Origin of the sequence: Nocardia panacis, assembly GCF_003598715.1 — a bacterium.
Lineage (GTDB): Bacteria > Actinomycetota > Actinomycetes > Mycobacteriales > Mycobacteriaceae > Nocardia > Nocardia panacis.
On the sequence record NZ_QZFU01000005.1, the window covers coordinates 20,390 to 35,820 of the forward strand.

At 66.4% G+C, this 15,431-nt stretch carries 12 protein-coding genes, 2 tRNA genes, 1 rRNA gene and 1 pseudogene; 6 read left to right on the top strand and 10 right to left on the bottom strand.

Going from position 1 to position 15,431, the window contains the following annotated elements; genetic code table 11:
* Positions 1-11 precede the first annotated feature (11 nt).
* Together D5S18_RS00380 and D5S18_RS00385 are read right to left on the bottom strand one after the other, a co-directional pair.
* Complete coding sequence (locus D5S18_RS00380) at positions 12-2,063, bottom strand: ABC transporter ATP-binding protein (protein WP_120036772.1); 2,052 nt, start codon at positions 2,061-2,063, stop codon at positions 12-14.
* Complete coding sequence (locus D5S18_RS00385) at positions 2,060-3,886, bottom strand: ABC transporter ATP-binding protein (RefSeq protein ID WP_345789696.1); 1,827 nt, start codon at positions 3,884-3,886, stop codon at positions 2,060-2,062. The genes D5S18_RS00380 and D5S18_RS00385 overlap by 4 nt, the downstream gene beginning before the upstream one ends.
* 393 nt (positions 3,887-4,279) lie before the next feature.
* Between D5S18_RS00385 and D5S18_RS00390 the strand changes: the two genes are divergently transcribed.
* The 5 genes and pseudogenes from D5S18_RS00390 (at position 4,280) to D5S18_RS00410 (ending at position 7,714) form a co-directional block, all read left to right on the top strand.
* Positions 4,280-5,413, top strand: a complete 1,134-nt coding sequence (locus tag D5S18_RS00390) for a DNA cytosine methyltransferase (protein WP_203236520.1) — start codon at positions 4,280-4,282, stop codon at positions 5,411-5,413.
* Positions 5,414-5,444: 31 nt separating this feature from the next.
* Positions 5,445-5,855, top strand: a complete 411-nt coding sequence (locus D5S18_RS00395) for a very short patch repair endonuclease (protein WP_120036776.1) — start codon at positions 5,445-5,447, stop codon at positions 5,853-5,855.
* A 280-nt stretch (positions 5,856-6,135) separates the two neighbouring features.
* Positions 6,136-6,789, top strand: a pseudogene (locus tag D5S18_RS00400) (DUF998 domain-containing protein); the annotation flags it as partial.
* Positions 6,790-6,885: 96 nt separating this feature from the next.
* Positions 6,886-7,278 (top strand): RidA family protein, encoded by a 393-nt coding sequence (locus D5S18_RS00405; protein ID WP_120036797.1) that lies wholly within the window; start codon positions 6,886-6,888, stop codon positions 7,276-7,278.
* Between the two features lie 34 nt (positions 7,279-7,312).
* Positions 7,313-7,714, top strand: a complete 402-nt coding sequence (locus D5S18_RS00410) for a DUF3224 domain-containing protein (RefSeq protein WP_120036778.1) — start codon at positions 7,313-7,315, stop codon at positions 7,712-7,714.
* A 545-nt stretch (positions 7,715-8,259) separates the two neighbouring features.
* On the opposite strand, the gene D5S18_RS00415 is transcribed toward D5S18_RS00410, so the two are convergent.
* The 6 genes from D5S18_RS00415 to D5S18_RS00440 all read right to left on the bottom strand — a co-directional run bounded on the left by D5S18_RS00415 (position 8,260) and on the right by D5S18_RS00440 (position 12,810).
* On the bottom strand, positions 8,260-9,465 hold the full coding sequence (locus D5S18_RS00415) for a sensor domain-containing diguanylate cyclase (protein ID WP_120036780.1): 1,206 nt from the start codon (positions 9,463-9,465) through the stop codon (positions 8,260-8,262).
* Between the two features lie 154 nt (positions 9,466-9,619).
* The gene (locus tag D5S18_RS00420; RefSeq protein WP_239003438.1) at positions 9,620-10,717 is read right to left on the bottom strand and encodes a terpene synthase family protein; all 1,098 of its coding nucleotides are present in this window, start codon (positions 10,715-10,717) and stop codon (positions 9,620-9,622) included.
* Between the two features lie 479 nt (positions 10,718-11,196).
* Positions 11,197-11,523 carry a hypothetical protein gene (locus D5S18_RS00425; RefSeq protein ID WP_147403780.1) on the bottom strand — a complete coding sequence of 109 codons (327 nt, stop codon included), beginning with the start codon at positions 11,521-11,523 and terminating at the stop codon, positions 11,197-11,199.
* Positions 11,524-11,773: 250 nt separating this feature from the next.
* Positions 11,774-11,846 (bottom strand) — tRNA-Arg (locus D5S18_RS00430).
* 37 nt (positions 11,847-11,883) lie between these two features.
* Positions 11,884-11,973: transfer RNA gene (locus D5S18_RS00435), tRNA-Ser, on the bottom strand.
* A gap of 114 nt (positions 11,974-12,087) precedes the next feature.
* The gene (locus tag D5S18_RS00440) at positions 12,088-12,810 is read right to left on the bottom strand and encodes a dienelactone hydrolase family protein (RefSeq protein ID WP_120036784.1); all 723 of its coding nucleotides are present in this window, start codon (positions 12,808-12,810) and stop codon (positions 12,088-12,090) included.
* A 118-nt stretch (positions 12,811-12,928) separates the two neighbouring features.
* Between D5S18_RS00440 and hisC the strand changes: the two genes are divergently transcribed.
* Positions 12,929-14,008: a histidinol-phosphate transaminase gene (gene hisC, locus D5S18_RS00445; protein WP_120036786.1), complete on the top strand. Its 1,080-nt coding sequence runs from the start codon at positions 12,929-12,931 to the stop codon at positions 14,006-14,008.
* Here the strand turns inward: hisC and D5S18_RS00450 are convergent.
* Both D5S18_RS00450 and rrf read right to left on the bottom strand, forming a co-directional pair.
* Positions 13,998-15,050, bottom strand: coding sequence for an alpha/beta hydrolase (locus tag D5S18_RS00450; RefSeq protein ID WP_239003439.1), 1,053 nt, complete (start codon positions 15,048-15,050; stop codon positions 13,998-14,000). The two genes, hisC and D5S18_RS00450, sit on opposite strands and share 11 nt — an antisense overlap.
* Before the next feature lie 266 nt (positions 15,051-15,316).
* Positions 15,317-15,431 (bottom strand): 5S ribosomal RNA (gene rrf, locus D5S18_RS00455); the annotation flags it as partial.

Sequence of the window (15,431 nt, forward strand, 5' to 3'; positions counted from 1 at the left end):
TCCGGACCGCATCACACCAGCGACTCCCGCCAGGCCGCGTGCAGACTGGCGAACTGCCCGGTGCCCGCTATCAGCTCGGCGGGTGTGCCGTCCTCCACGATCCGGCCCGCCTCCAGCACCAGCACCCGGTCGGCAATGGCGACGGTGGACAGCCGGTGCGCGATGATGACCGCCGTACGGTCGCGCAGCACCGTTTCCAGCGCCTCCTGCACCAGTCGCTCGCTCGGGATATCCAGGCTCGAGGTGGCCTCGTCCAGCACGATCACGGCCGGATCGGCCAGGAACACCCTGGCGAAGGCGACCAACTGTCGCTGGCCGGCCGACAACCTGCCGCCGCGCTTGTGCACATCGGTGGCGAATCCGTCCGGCAGCGCCGAGACGAACTCGTACAGACCGACCGCCTTGGCCGCGGCGTGCACCTCCTCGTCGGTGGCCTCGGGGCGACCGAGCCGAATATTGTCGGCGATCGACCCGGAGAACAGGTAGGACTCCTGCGTCACCATCACCACGTTCCGGCGCAGATCCGCGTCGGACAGGGCGCGCAGATCGATACCGTCGAGGGTGACGGCGCCGCCGGACGGGTCGTAGAACCTGGTCAGCAGTTTGGCCAGGGTCGACTTGCCCGCACCGGTCGCGCCGACCAGCGCGAGGACCCGGCCCGCCGGGATATCGAGGGTGAACTCGGGGAGCACCACCCGCGACCTGCTGGATTGCTTTGCCGCACCGGCGGATTCAACAGCTGCCGCACCCACGGACTCGGTGACTTCCGCGAACTCGACAACCGCCGCACCCACGGACTCGGTGACTACCGCGCCGGCAGATCCGATACCTGCCGCGCCCGCGGATCCGACGACATCGGGACGCTCCTCCGGTGTCGAGTCGGCCGCATAACCGAACCACACCTTGTCCATCCGCACCACGCCGCGCGCCTTGACCAGCGAGACCGGCGCCGCCGGTTCGGGCACCATCGGCTCTTCCTCGAGCACACCGGAGATCTTCTCCAGCGCCGCCGCAGCGGACTGGTAGGAGTTGAAGACCTGCGCCAACTGGTCCAGCGGACCGTAGAACTCGTTCAGGTACAGCAGGTAGGCGGCGAGCACGCCGACCGCGAGCCGCCCCTCGATCACCTGCCACGCGCCGACCACCAGGATGATGGTGGTGGTGACATTGCCGAGCAGCCTGGTCAGGCCCGCGTAGTCGCCCATGCCGCGCATGGCGGCCGTGGTGGCCGACCCGTATTCGGCGTCCTCGGCGGCGAGCACCGACTGGTTGCGGCCCTCGCGCCGGAACGCCTGCACCGCGCGGATACCGCCCATGGACTCCACGAACTGCACGACGACCTTCGCGATCGCGCCCCTGGTGCGGCGATAGCCCGCCCGTTGCCGCCGCTGCGCCCACCGTGTCACCAGCACCAGCGGCACGAATCCGGCCAGCACGATCGCGGCCAGCGTCGGGTCCAGGACGACGAGCAGCACCGCGATGGTGACGACCGACAGGATCGCCGTGAGCGCCTCGTTGAGCGCGCCCTCCAGCAACTCCTGCAGGGTCTCGATATCGGCGGTGAGCCGGGTGACCACCTTGCCGGAGGTGTACTTCTCGTGGAAGGACACGCTCAGCCGCTGCGTATGCGCGAACGAACGCACCCGCAGATCGAAAAGCACGCTCTGACTGAGCTTTCCGGAGACCCGCAGGAACAGGTAGGTGGTGGCGGCGCCCAATCCGACGGTGCTGAGGTAACCCGCCACCGTCGCGGTGAGCGGCGCCCAATTTCCCGCTCTGCCCGCGGCGATGCCCGCGTCGAGTCCGTGCGCCACGAACAGTGGCGCGGAGACGATCGCCGCGTTGTCCACGATGATCAGGACCAGCGCCAGGATCGCCAGCCCCCGATACGGGCGCACCAGGTCCAGCAGCAGTCGGCGGGACCGCTTGGCCAGCACCAGATTCCCGGTCTCGCTGACCGCGTTGTCCTCATTGCCGATACCGCGCCAGTCGGCGACCTCGTCGCGGCGGGTCTGCTCCGGCGCGGGCTCCTGCGGCGATTTCTCCTGCACCGCCGTGCTCATGGCTCACCTCCCATCAATTCCCGGTATTCCGCGCTGCTGTGCAGCAACTGTTCGTGGGTGCCCTCGGCGACGATCCGGCCGTCGGCGAGCAGGGCCACCCTGTCGGCCAGGGCGGCGGTGGACGGCCGATGCGCGACCAGCAAGGTCGTCGCGTCCGCCAGGACGGTGCGCAGGCGGGCCTGCACCTTCTCCTCGGTGACCACGTCGAGCGCGGAGAGGGGATCGTCGAGCACCACGATGCGTCCGCCGCGCGCGCCGCGCCCGAGCACCGCCCGCGCCAGTGCCAACCGCTGCCGCTGACCACCCGACAGACTCATACCCTGTTCACCGATTCTGGTGTCCAGACCCCATGGCAGGTTGTCGACGAATTCCTCGGCCTGCGCCACCTCGAGCGCCCGCCGCACCTGCGCGTCGGTGGCCGACGGATCGCCGAGCGCCACATTCTCGCGCACACTGGCCGAGAACAGCACCGGATCCTCGAACGCCACCGTCACCAGGGCACGCAGATCGGCCAGACTGATGGCGGCGATATCGATACCGTCGACGGTGATCGTGCCGCCCGTGACGTCGTAGAGGCGCGGAATCAGGTTGAGCAGGGCCGTCTTTCCGCTGCCCGTCGCACCGACCAGCGCCACCGTCTCACCGGGGCGCACCGTCAGCGAGATATCGCGCAGCACCTCGACCTCGCGCCCACCCGATTGATTCGGGAACGCGAAACGCACACCCTCCAAGCGCAATTCGCCTGTCATCCGCTCGGGCAGGGTGACCGGCTGCGCGGGATCGGTGATATCGACCGGAGTGTCGATGATCTCCCAGTAGCGGTCCGCGGCGGTGCGGGAGTCGGTTAGTTCGGTGAGCAGGAAGCCGGTCCAAATGATCGGCCACTGCAGGAATTTCGCGAGGGTGATACACGCGACCAAGGTGCCGAGCGTCATGGAGCCCTGCACCACCGCCCAGCCGCCGTAGCCTAGGGCGAACGCGGTCATCAAGTGCGACAACCCGTTCAGCGAAGCCCACAGTTTCGCGTCCAGGCGCACCTGCACCATCTGGCTGCCCTGCAACTCGCGCGAGAGCGCCGTCCACCGGCTGCCGAAGAACACACCGCGACCGAATGCCTTGAGCACCCGCACACCCTGCGCCGACTCCTCGGCGGCGGTGGCCAGATCACCCGAGAGGTCCTGCGAGCGGCGCGAAGCCACCGCGTAGTCGCGCTCGAACCGCACGCACATGATGCCCAGCGGCACCGCGAGCACCGAGAACGCCAGGCCCATCACCCAATTCAGCGACCACAGCACGACGATGCCGACCGGGATGATCACCATGTGGATGATCAGGAACGGTCCGGCGAAGGCGATGAAACGCCGCAGCGTCGCCAAATCCTCCACCGCGCGCGAGAGCAACTGCCCCGACTCCCAGGCGTCGTGCCGCCCGATCGCCAGCGCCTGCAACTTGCGGAAGAGCTTGGCCCGCATGGTGACCTCGAACTTCGCGGCAGGTCCCGCGAACAGCCAGCGCCGCCCCCAGATGCCCGCCGCCTCGAGCACGCCGAACACCAGCACCAGCAGTGCGGGCGCCAGCGCGCCCGCCAGGTCGCGGCGGGCGATCGGTCCGTCGATGATGCGCGCGATGAATACCGGCAGCACGATCGAGGTAAGCGTGGCCATCAACGCCAACAGGCTGGCCGTGATCATCGTCGCCCGGTATTCCCGCATATGCGGGCCGAAGCGGCGCAGCGAAGTCAGGCGGCCCGGCGGCGCCGCGGCGGACCGGTCGGGTCTGTGCGTCTCCGAATCGGCCGGCGGCAGATCCAGTGTCAGTGACAAGGTTCTCCCTCATTCCGGGTGGTGTGCGAGCAACATTCGGCGTCACGGGCCAAAGGCGACCCCGCGAACGCCATCGGTCTACGTCGACACCAGCGACAATCGCACCGGAGTCGGACACTCCAGGGTCGCATTCCCACCCGCTGCGGCCAACCGATTTTCGGGCGCGCGAAGCCGGGCGCACCGAGCGGTGACAACGCGCAGGCACTGCGAGCAATTCCCCGGCACACTCCCCCGACGTGCCCGAACTCGACCGCTCCGCGCGGCGGCGACGCGCGGACCCACCACCAACCGGAACAGGCAATCCGACCGCGCACCCGGCTCGAGTAACCTGAGTCCCCACTGCGGTCATGTCGGACACTCGCCAAGGAAGGACGGTCGTTGACGGGCGCACGCATGGTCGGACTGTTCGCCGGAATAGGCGGGCTCGAACTCGGCCTCGCCGGCTACGGCTGGCACACCGAACTGCTGTGTGAAATCGATCCGGGCGCGCAGGCCGTCCTCGCGGCGCACTTCCCCGGCGTGCCGCTGCACGCCGACATCACCAAGCTGCGCGCCCTCCCCACCGACACCGAACTCGTCGCCGCGGGGTTCCCCTGCCAGGACCTGTCCCAGGCCGGACGCACCGCGGGGATCACCGGTCAACGCTCCGGCCTGGTCGACGAGGTATTCCGGCTGGTGCGCCGCAAACGCGGACCCCGCTGGCTGCTCATCGAGAATGTCCCGTTCATGCTGCAACTGGGTCGCGGCGCGGCCATGCGGCACATCACCGCCGCCCTCGCCGACCTCGGCTACACCTGGGCCTACCGCGTCGTCGACGCCCGCGCGTTCGGGCTGCCGCAGCGCAGACAGCGGGTGCTCATGCTGGCCTCCCGCACGGAGGACCCGCGCCGCGTCCTGTTCGGCGAGGACGCCGGTCCACGCGCGATCGGCGACCCGGATCAGGATCCGTGCGGCTTCTACTGGACCGAGGGCGTGCGCGGACTCGGCTGGGCCGTGAACGCGGTGCCGACCCTCAAAGGCGGGTCGGCCCTCGGCATCGCCAGCCCGCCCGCGGTGCGGCTGCCTTCCGGGGAGATCGTCACGCCGGGCATCGTCGACGGTGAGCGCCTACAGGGCTTCGCACCCGAATGGACCACTCCCGCAACGGAAGTCCCCGGCATCAAACACGGGCACCGTTGGAAACTTGTCGGCAACGCGGTCAGTGTGCGCATGGCCGCCTGGGTCGGCTCGCGATTGGCCGCACCGCTGGATCCGATCGCCGAGGACGAACCACTCGATCCGAATGCGCCTTGGCCCACCGCCGCCTGGGGGCGAACAGGTGAGAGCTATCGGGTGGCACTGTCCACGTGGCCGGTGCACGAGCCCTACGAGGATCTGCGCGACTACCTCTCCGATTCCCGATTGCTCTCCGCGCGCGCCACCGCCGGATTCCTGCGCCGCGCGGGCATGGGCAGCCTGCGCTTCCCGCCCGGATTCCTCGACGACATGGCGTGCCATCTCGATCGCATGGGAGGCTGGGCGGCGTGACCCGAATATCCTGCGACACAACCTCATTCGCATGAGACCCGCCACCGACGCCGCGACCAGCGCGCGCATGTCGCGCCAGCGCAGCGCCCACACCAAGCCCGAACTGGCCCTGCGCCGCGAACTGCACCGGCGCGGACTGCGCTACTTCGTCGACCGCGCCCCGCTGCCGGGACAGCGGCGCCGCGCCGACCTCGTCTTCCCGCGCAGGCGGGTCGCCGTCTACGTGGACGGCTGCTTCTGGCATCGCTGCCCGCAGCATGCCACCGACCCCAAGAACAATGCCGAATGGTGGGCCGAGAAACTGGCCGGAAATGTCGCCCGCGACCGGGACACCGACACGCGGTTGACCGAGGCGGGCTGGCAGGTGGTGCGGATCTGGGAACACGAGGATGCGGCCGCGGCCGCGGACAGGGTTCAGGCGGCTCTCACCGCAACCCAATAGCTATCGATGGGTAACCCGGACCAGCGCGCGCGGCGCCTGAGCCGCCAATGGGCCGGACAGCACCATCGCCGCCATCGCCGCGAAACCGACCAGAGCCGTGACATACCCGATCATGAGATCTCCTCCAACACTTCGTTTCCACCAGACTGTCCGGCAAACCTGAAGACAGGCTGAGGCCCGGATGGCAATTCGCCGTCATCCCGCCTTGACGTGTCCGATATCACGTTTCCTCAGCGACACCGGCCCGCCACTGGTCATCGGTTCAGTGGTAGGCAGGAGAATGGTGTCCGTGAGTGGTAGCCCGAAGATCGCCGGCAGGCGCGTGCTAGTGGCGTCGTGGTTGATCGCGGGCGCGATCGCCCTCGCCGGACTGTGTTATTCCTCCTGGGTCCTGGAATTCGCGCTCCGCATGAACGTCGACCCGGTCAACTCCTTCCTCAGCGAACTCGCCGCCGAAGGCAGGCCCTACCGCGCCGTCTTCGCCACCGCCGACAAAATCGTCGGCATCGCCCTCGTGCCCGCCGCCATCGGCGGACTCGTCATCTTCCCCCGCAACCGCATCACCGTCGTCGGCTGGAGCGCCCTCATCGTCTTCGGCGCCGCCACCATCGCCGACGTCCTGATGCCGCTGCGCGCCTGCACCGCCGCCAAACCCTGCCCGCCCCGCGCCAGCGAACTATTTCCCCAGTTGCATCAACCGCACGCGATGACCAGCACCGTCGCCGTCACCGCCATCGCCGTGGCCACCTTCGCCTTCAGCCTCGCCGCCTACCGCTACCACCGCTGGCGAATCCTGCGCGAACTCGGCGTCGCCGTCCTCGTCATCGGCTCCGCCGCCACCCTGTGGATGCTCATCGCCGACAACCTATCCGGCAGCTACGCCCTCGGCGTCGCCCAGCGCATCCAGGTCGGCTCCATGTCGCTGTGGTTGCTCACCTTGGCCGCCGCCGTGATCCTCGAGAGCCGCGAATGGTGCGAGCCGATACCGTCGCGCCGCGCCACGCCGGAAACACCATGCGATGCTGTCGATATGAGCGACCGCGTGAACATCTCCTCCGAATCCGAATTCGAGGATATCGTCGGCTATTCCCGCGCCGTGAAACTCGGCAACCTCGTCGCCGTGAGCGGGACCACCGCATCCCTGCCCGGCGGCAAAGTCTTCGGCGGCGACGATATCGCCGAACAAACCCGAGAAATCCTGCGCCGCATCGCCAACGCCCTCGACCAAGCGGGCGCGAGCCTCAAAGACGTGGTCCGCACCCGCATCTTCGTCACCGACATCTCCCGCTGGCCCGAGGTCGCCAAGGCGCATGCCGAGGTTTTCGCAGATATCCGCCCCGCCGCATCGATGTACGAAATCAAAGCCCTGATCACCCCCGCGCTCCTCGTCGAGATCGAAGCCGACGCCATACTCAACGCTTGAGATCGTTGTCGTAGTGATTGGATACGGTTACGCAATGCGCGCCTCCGGAACGTTCGAAGTCAAGTCGTTCACTCCGACCGATGTACAGCCCGCGATACCCACCGGCGTGCCGGTCGGAATCGCGCACATGGACAAACACTTCGAAGGTGCGGTGTCCGGCCGGGCCGCGACACTGTTCACCTCGGCATTCGATCAATCCGCAGGCAAGGGCACCTACCTCGCCATGGAATCTTTCGATGGCTCGCTCAACGGGGCCGCGGGCACCTTCGCTTTCGCCCATTCGGCGACGACATCGGGCACCGATCGGTCCGCCGAGTTCTTCGTTGTCGTCCCCGGCAGCGGTACCGGAGAGCTGGCCGGAATCACCGGCAGCGGGGGAATTTCGATCGACGCCGATGGGACCCACCGCATCTGGTTCGACTACGAACTCGACTGAGCGGCAAGGGTCTTCCATATTCCGTCCATCCCGATCCTTCATTTACTCCTACGCCTCCTCGGCACCGCCCTTCGCAAACCGATGAAAGCGACACGCACGACCTGAGTCCCGGTCCAAGGCGCCGACCCATTCCGGGTCGAAACCGATTCCGAAACGAATCGCAGGCCCACCCCCGATCAGTACTCGGAAATCTCTTGCGTTACAACGTTTTCCACCGCCAGTCGTGTGTATGGTGTGGCGTTGGCTCCTCCTTCGGGACCGTGCACAAGCAGTCCAGTTCCTCGCGCCGAGGGAGGGGGTGATGTAGGGATGTCCAAACACCGCAGGGGCATGCGCAGAATCCCGGTCGACTACGGCATGCTGCTTGCGGTTGCGGTCATAGCGGCCGGGGCCGTGATCGCGATCCGCCGACTGACCAGATAGTCCACCGGATGGGGTGCTGTCCTACCTGCACCCCATCCCCACCAGCGAGCCTGCGCCGCCGCTGAGAGTCGCGTGGTCTCGGCACATCCGTGGATCACCGTCCGCGCACTCGCTCCATCTCCTCATGGCGAAGCCAACACCCACCTGCCGGTACCACCGGATTTCGCGTGGTACAGACAGGTGTCGGCGGCCGCGAGGAGGGATTCGGGCCGCGCGTCGGCGACCGGCGTGAGCGCTGCCCCGATACTGGCCGATATGCGCAGCGAATGGTCACCCACCGTGATCGGCTCGGCGAGCGACGCAAGCAATCGCTCGGCCACAATCGCCACTCGGCGGTCATCCACCGGAGGTGGGATCAGTGCCACGAATTCGTCGCCGCCGATTCGGGCGATCATGCAGTCACCATCGTCTCGCACACTGTCGTGCAAGCGGGTGGCCACCGCAGTGAGCACCTGGTCACCGGCACCATGACCGTAGCGGTCGTTGACATGCTTGAAGTGGTCCAGATCCGCGAAACACAACCCGATCCGATCCTCCTCGCCCGCGGACGCGATCGCGGACTGGATCCGTTCGAGCAGATGGCGGCGGTTCGGCAAGCCGGTCAGCGGATCATGGCGGGCCTGGCGGTGCAGTTCAGCGGCCAGCAGGTGGCGGTCCGTGACGTCCGCGCCGACCGCCAGCAGATGATCGGGGCCGCCGATTCCCTTGACATACGTGATCGCGAACGAAATCCACCCGCTACTCCCGTCGGCGCGGATCAGCCGTCGATCCAGCTTCACCGTGCCGGCACCGGCCGGCACCAGCTTCTCATAAACCAGGGACCTGATCTCATCGCGGTCGTCGGGATGAGCGAAGTCATAGACCGATATTCCACGAAGCTGATCGACCGGGACACCGATCATCTCGGCCAGCCCCCGATTGGCATCCAGCAACGTACCGTTCGTATCGCCGAGGGCGATCGCGAATGCCGCGTTGTCGAACACGATTCGGAATCTGTCCTCGGCGTCACGTCGTGTCGGTCGGCCGACGCCTTCGGTCGACGGCCGCGACGGGCAGACCATCTCGTGCAGTCGAGCCTGGAAGCCACAGCCGATCTCGGTCAGCAAGACAGCCAGCCGCAGACCGGCGTCGGGCCGCGCACTGTGCTCGGCCAGCCGATACAGCACCTGCGCGGAGATGCCCGGCACGGCCGAGTCGGTCAGGTGCGCGGTGACCAACGCCGCCCCGACTCGGGTACCCGTGCCCGCGTCGAACCGATCGGCGTCCAGCGCGTCGGCGAGCTGGGCGGTCAAGTCGGTGAGAACTTGTAGGGACGGTGCAACCGGCATCGTTACGCCCCCATGAGCCGCCAGCGCCTGCTGCCAAGCCGACGCGACTGCCGCTGTGTCGATCCGGCTCACCCATGCCCCCTTGTCATGACCACCCGATCGGCGACCCCCGCCGACGATGTCATGCGCGAGAACCGCGCACAGAACTGAAAAGCTACCGCATGGAATAACTTTCGGGAACCGACGCGCGCTCGTCGAGACGGCTTTCGACGAAGATCGACACTCCCTTGTACCGCAACGTCGTGATCTGCCAGACCCATGTCGCCTGCACACAGCCGAGGAGGTCTTCCAGGTGAACCGCCACCGCTCGCGCGAGATCAGTATCGGTCAACTGCGCAGTCCTACCGGTCATGCGTGCGTGGATCCGGCGGAACCGGGTCAGGCGGTCACGCACGATCGCCGCCGCCGCCTCAACCGCCTCCGCGAGGGTCGACCCCGGATTGTTCAACAGCCACACCGGAATCAGATTGAAATCGGCGCGGTCGACAATGCACTCCTTCTCGAAGGAGAACACATCGTTCATCAATGCCCCGATCTGCGCGGTCAGCACACGTAGGGTGTGCAGATCACCGGCCAGTCCGGCGGCGGTGATCCGATCCCACGCCAAATAGGTGTCACTACCGAACTCGCACAACGCGATTGCCGGATACATCCCGGATACGAAGGCCCGCAGGTCGATGTAGTCGGCGACACTCAACAGATGCCCCCGTGCGCGGGCGTTCTGATCCCGGATCGCCGGCTGCAGGTGTTCGATCGTCGAGGCCGCGAATTCCGCCAACCAGTGTGGATCCGCGCGCTGGGACAGCATCGACAGCAACTCCACCGTCGCTGTCTCCACAGGCAGCGGATCGGCAGGCGCACACCGTGTTTCGAGCACGCGAGACAATCGCCGCACCGCATCGGCTGCCTGCTGCTGCTCGGCGGCGCTCAGGTGGGCGAACTTCTCCCGACCCACTGTGTCGTTGAGCCAGAACAAGATCGCGTTGTACACCCCGATGATCAGCATCCGCTCGGCGCTCACCGCGCCGGGATGCAGGTACGGGGTCATGCTGTTGTAGTGCGCACCGCCTGCCTCGAGCCAGATGCCGTGCACCCGGCAGAACTGCTCCACCCTCTCGCACGCTTGCAGGCCGAACCGATTCGGTGCGAAGTCGCGGCAGTAATCCGCGATATCACAGTCCGGCGTGCTGAACAGCGACCGCAGAGACCATCCGCACCCCTCCCCCAACAGCGCCTCGTACTGCACATGCATCGCAGCCACATTCTGTTCGAGCACTGAGGTGTACTCACCCGCCACAACAACTCCCTCGACTATCCGCAACAGACTCCCACATTGCGTGAGCCCCACACCGCCGGGCAACTCCAGGCGCCGCAGGCCACACCAAGTCGGCTGTTGCCGCGACGACAGCAGTATTCGATGGTGCTCACTACCATCGGGGCCGAAAGTTGGTGTGTCGCATGACCGAACACGATGATGAAAGCACGTCACCGATCCGGAACACGATCCGCCGCCAACCGGACCGAGGCGCTGCGCGGCGAGCCGATGGATGCGGGTGATTCATCGAGACGTCCGGGAATAACGCCGAGTACCACGCTCAGTGCCCCAGTGTTGTCCCATCCAACAGGTGGCCCCCGAGGGGCCGGGCGGCCCAGAACTACTCGAATATGGAGGTCGTGGGCTTGAACAGCTTCGTTGCGCCGATACGGTGAACCCGAACCGGGAACTCCTGGTTATGATCCGGTGCCGCAGAAGCGATTGAGCTCGTCGGTGTAGGGGTCGAGATCGGTAATGATCTCATCGATCAGCGCGTCGGCGTAGGCGGTGATGACACGCTTCTCCTCGCCCTGGGCGAGATCAGCCGGAACCCTCAGTCGGTGGGAAAGCGCTGTCGATGTCGCCGCGTCCAGGCTCCCGCCGCTCATCGCGACCGCGGCGTTGACCAACTCGACGGCCTTGGCACAGGGCGCGGACTGGGCTTGCGCGCGTGCGGCGGGCATTAGGAGTGACGCGGCAGCTGCCACGGAGACCGCAGCGGTGTAGGCCATCGACTTGGCCATGATTTTCCTCCCAAACAGATACACGGTGAGACACGTTTGGCATGGCCAAAGACCAGGCTCGGGTCGAGCAACTCATGCTCAACCCGACATGTAGTTCAAATGCGCCAGCCGAATGCACTCGCCTTGAAAGCGAGCGTCGCGAGAGCGCCCGCGGTTCAAACCCTTCCCTCCCCGCAGGAAACCCTTTTTCGAGTCGTCGAAGATGTTAGAAGGCTCCTTCCAATATCCTGGAAGGAGCCTTCTAACAGTGTGCGCCCGAAGGGATTCGAACCCCTAACCTTCTGATCCGTAGTCAGATGCTCTATCCGTTGAGCTACGGGCGCATGGTCTCTGTTCAGTTGTGGCCCGGCTGGGCCGGGTTGGCGGAGGCGAGAGGATTTGAACCTCCGGTCCCCGTGAAGGGACAACTCATTAGCAGTGAGTCCCATTCGGCCGCTCTGGCACGCCTCCTGGAGCCTTCTCTTCGAGGGCACCGGATCCTTTCGGAACCGCCGAGCACAAAGGTTACCCGAGGCATGGGGCAGACAACAAAACGCCAGGTTATCTGGGGTAAAAGTGCGGATCTCAGCGCAGGTTGCTGTCGAACCAGTCAAAGATTCGGGTGTGCGAATCGCCCAGGTCGGCATCCGCCGGATCCGGATGGTCGGCGCGGTGCCGCAGACCCGGATAGCTGACGACCAGACTGGCGACATCGGCGCGGGCGGTCGCATCGCGCAACCGGTCGACATCGGCGGGTGGGGTGGCGGGATCATCGGCGCCGAACAGCCCGAGCCAAGGAGCCTTCAGATCGGGGGCCGCGCGCACGAGGGCATCGGCCTGAACTGTGATGGGTTCCACGATTCCCTGGGCGGCGACGCTCACCGCCGCGCCGATGGGGCGGTTGGTCGCCACCAGAAAAGCCGCTGTACCCGCGCTGTCGAAACCGAGCACCCCGATGCAGTCCGGGAAGACGCCGCGCCCGGTCAGCCAGTCGAAGCAGGCGTCGAAATCGTCGAACAGGTCCGCACCGAAAACACCACCCACCGCGGCGACACCGCGGTGGAACAGGTTGGGGGCGACCACCGTCCACCCCTCAATCGCCAAGGCGCGCATGAGATCCAGCAAAGTCACGGAGAACTCTCGGGATTCGTGCAGCACGACGATTCCGCCGCGCGCATTGCCCTCCGGCTCGAAGACTCTGATGGGCACCTGTGCGGCAGGCTCACCCGCTTCAGCCGGGGCTCGCGGAACCCGATCGGTATCGCCGCCGCCACGCAGTGGGGCAGTATCTTCATAGATGCCCGACATGAAACCAGCGTATGTTGCACCGTCGATCTTGGCGAGAAATTCCTGCTGAGAGCCATTCGCCCGGAGAATTTCAGGTACGCGTGTCAGTGTTCGCGGGCATCGGCCTAGGGTGGAGAGCGTGATACCGCACATCCGGCCGGATCTGGATTCGATTCCGGCGTACGTCCCCGGCCGCAACCATCCCGGTGCAGTGAAACTCGCCAGCAACGAGACCACATTCGGTCCGCTACCCTCCGCCGCGAAGGCGATCGCGGAAGCGGCGGAACTGGCAAACCGCTACCCCGACAACCAGGCGGGCGACTTGCGCACCGCGCTCGCGGAATTCCTCGGCGTCGAAGTGACCAATATCGCGGTCGGTTGCGGCAGCGTAGCGCTGTGCCAGGAACTGGTGCAGATCACCTGCGCCGCACCGACGGACGAGGTGGTGTACGCCTGGCGCTCGTTCGAGGCCTATCCGATCGTGACCAAGGTCGGCAACGCCAAGGCGGTTCCTATACCGCTGACGGCCGATCTGACGCACGATTTCGACGCTATGGCCGCCGCGGTCACCGAACACACCAAACTGATCTTCGTCTGCAATCCGAACAACCCGACGGGCACCGCCCTGGGCCGCGCCGAGTTGATCCGATTCCTGGACGCGATCCCCTCGCACATCCTGGTCGTCCTGGACGAGGCGTACTTCGAATATCTGCGCCTGACTCCCGAGGATCGGCCCGACGGTGTCGAATTGGGCCGCACCCGCCCCAATGTGGTTGTGCTGCGCACCTTCTCCAAAGCGTATGGACTGGCGGGCCTGCGCGCCGGGTACGCGGTCGGCGATCCGGCGGTGATCGCGGCGCTGATGAAGGTGCACATCCCGTTCAGCGTGAATCGACTGGTGCAGGCCGCGGCCATCGCCTCGCTCGAGGCCAGGGGCGAACTGCTCGACCGCACCGAAACCCTCATCGTGGAGCGCGAGCGCGTCCGCGACGAACTGCTGGCGGCGGGCTACCGGGTGCCGCCGAGCGAGGCCAATTTCGTGTGGCTACCGCTGGGCGACCAGGGCGTCGCCTACACCGAGGCAAGCGCGGCCGAAGGTGTGCTGCTGCGCGCCTACGCGCCGGACGGGGTGCGAGTCACCATCGGCGACCCGCACGAGAACGACCGCTTCCTCCGCTTCGCCACCGATCCCGCTGTGCGGGGACGGTTTACGGCCTGACCCCGATCGCCGGGGCGATCGTCGGCCAGGATTGGCCGAGTTCGTCGGCCCAGTAGGGCCAGGAGTGGGTTCCGGTGAGGCGGAAGTCCGTCGTCACCGGAATCCCGAAGCTGACCAGCCGCTGCACCAGTCGCGCCGTACACATATTGGTGGCGGCCTCCAGCGGTCCGCCGAAGGCCAAAGTGCTGGCGATATCCGGATTCACGTCCGGGGTGTCGTATTTGCCGGGGATCCCGCTGCCGACGGAGATGTAGAGCGCTTTGCCGCGCAATGCCTCCGCATGCAGGTTGACATCGTGGGCGAGCCAGTCCGGATCGTGCTTGTCACCATACATATTGTCGGGATCGCCGCGGTAGGTGGCGACGACGGCGCGCGCCTGCGCCTGGCCGAGGTCGGTGCCCATGGAGAAGCAGCCGCTGTGCCCGGCCACCGCCTGGTAGAGCGCGGGCTGCCGAGCGGCGAGGATCATGGCGGCCTCCGCGCCCATGGAGACACCCATGACCGCATTGCGACCGTTGCCCTCGAAGCGGGCGTCAAGCAACGGGGGCAGCTCCTTGGTCAGGAAGGTCTCCCACATATTGGTGCCGAGCACCGGGTCCGGCTTGTGCCAATCGGTGTAGAAGCTGGCGGGGCCGCCTACGGTGAAGACGACATTGACGTCCTTGTCCTCGTAGAACTGGACGGCGTTTCCCTTATCTATCCAGCCATTGGAATCCGGTGGCGTCTGGCGGCCGTCGAGCATGTAGACCGTGGGACGCGGCAGGGTGCGGTCGCGCGGCAACAGCACCTGCACCTGCACCTCGCGGCGCATGGCGGGCGACTGCACGAAGACCCGCAACAACCGGTCGGTGATCGGCTCGACCTTTTTGATCGAGGGCACAGTGGAATTCGGAGTGACGGTCGGTTCGACCCTGCCAGGGCCGTCGGCGGATCCGGTGCTCACCGGTGGTGGTTCGGAGAGCGCGGGCGCGGCGAGTACGGGGGAAGTATCGATCGCCATCGCACCCGAGACGAGCGCGACGCCGACGACCATACTGGTCATCCACCGACGCACGGGGCGGCGTAACTGCATGAGGCAATCCTGCCAGATCCGCTCGGGCGGAACCGGCTACCTATCCCCGGGATCGATCAAGTTCCCCCGGCTCGATACCGGGGTTGACGCGCGTGAAATTTCAGCGCATACACCGGATCTCGCTGCGGCCGAATGAATCATCTTGTTCGTCAGGGCAATACATCGAATGACGAAGATTGTCCCGAAAACGACGTCAGGCCCCCGACACGAATGTCGAGGGCCTGACGTGAAATATGTTCCGGCGGTGTCCTACTCTCCCACACCCTGTCGAGTGCAGTACCATCGGCGCTGGCAGGCTTAGCTTCCGGGTTCGGAATGGGACCGGGCGTTTCCCCACCGCTATCGCCGCCG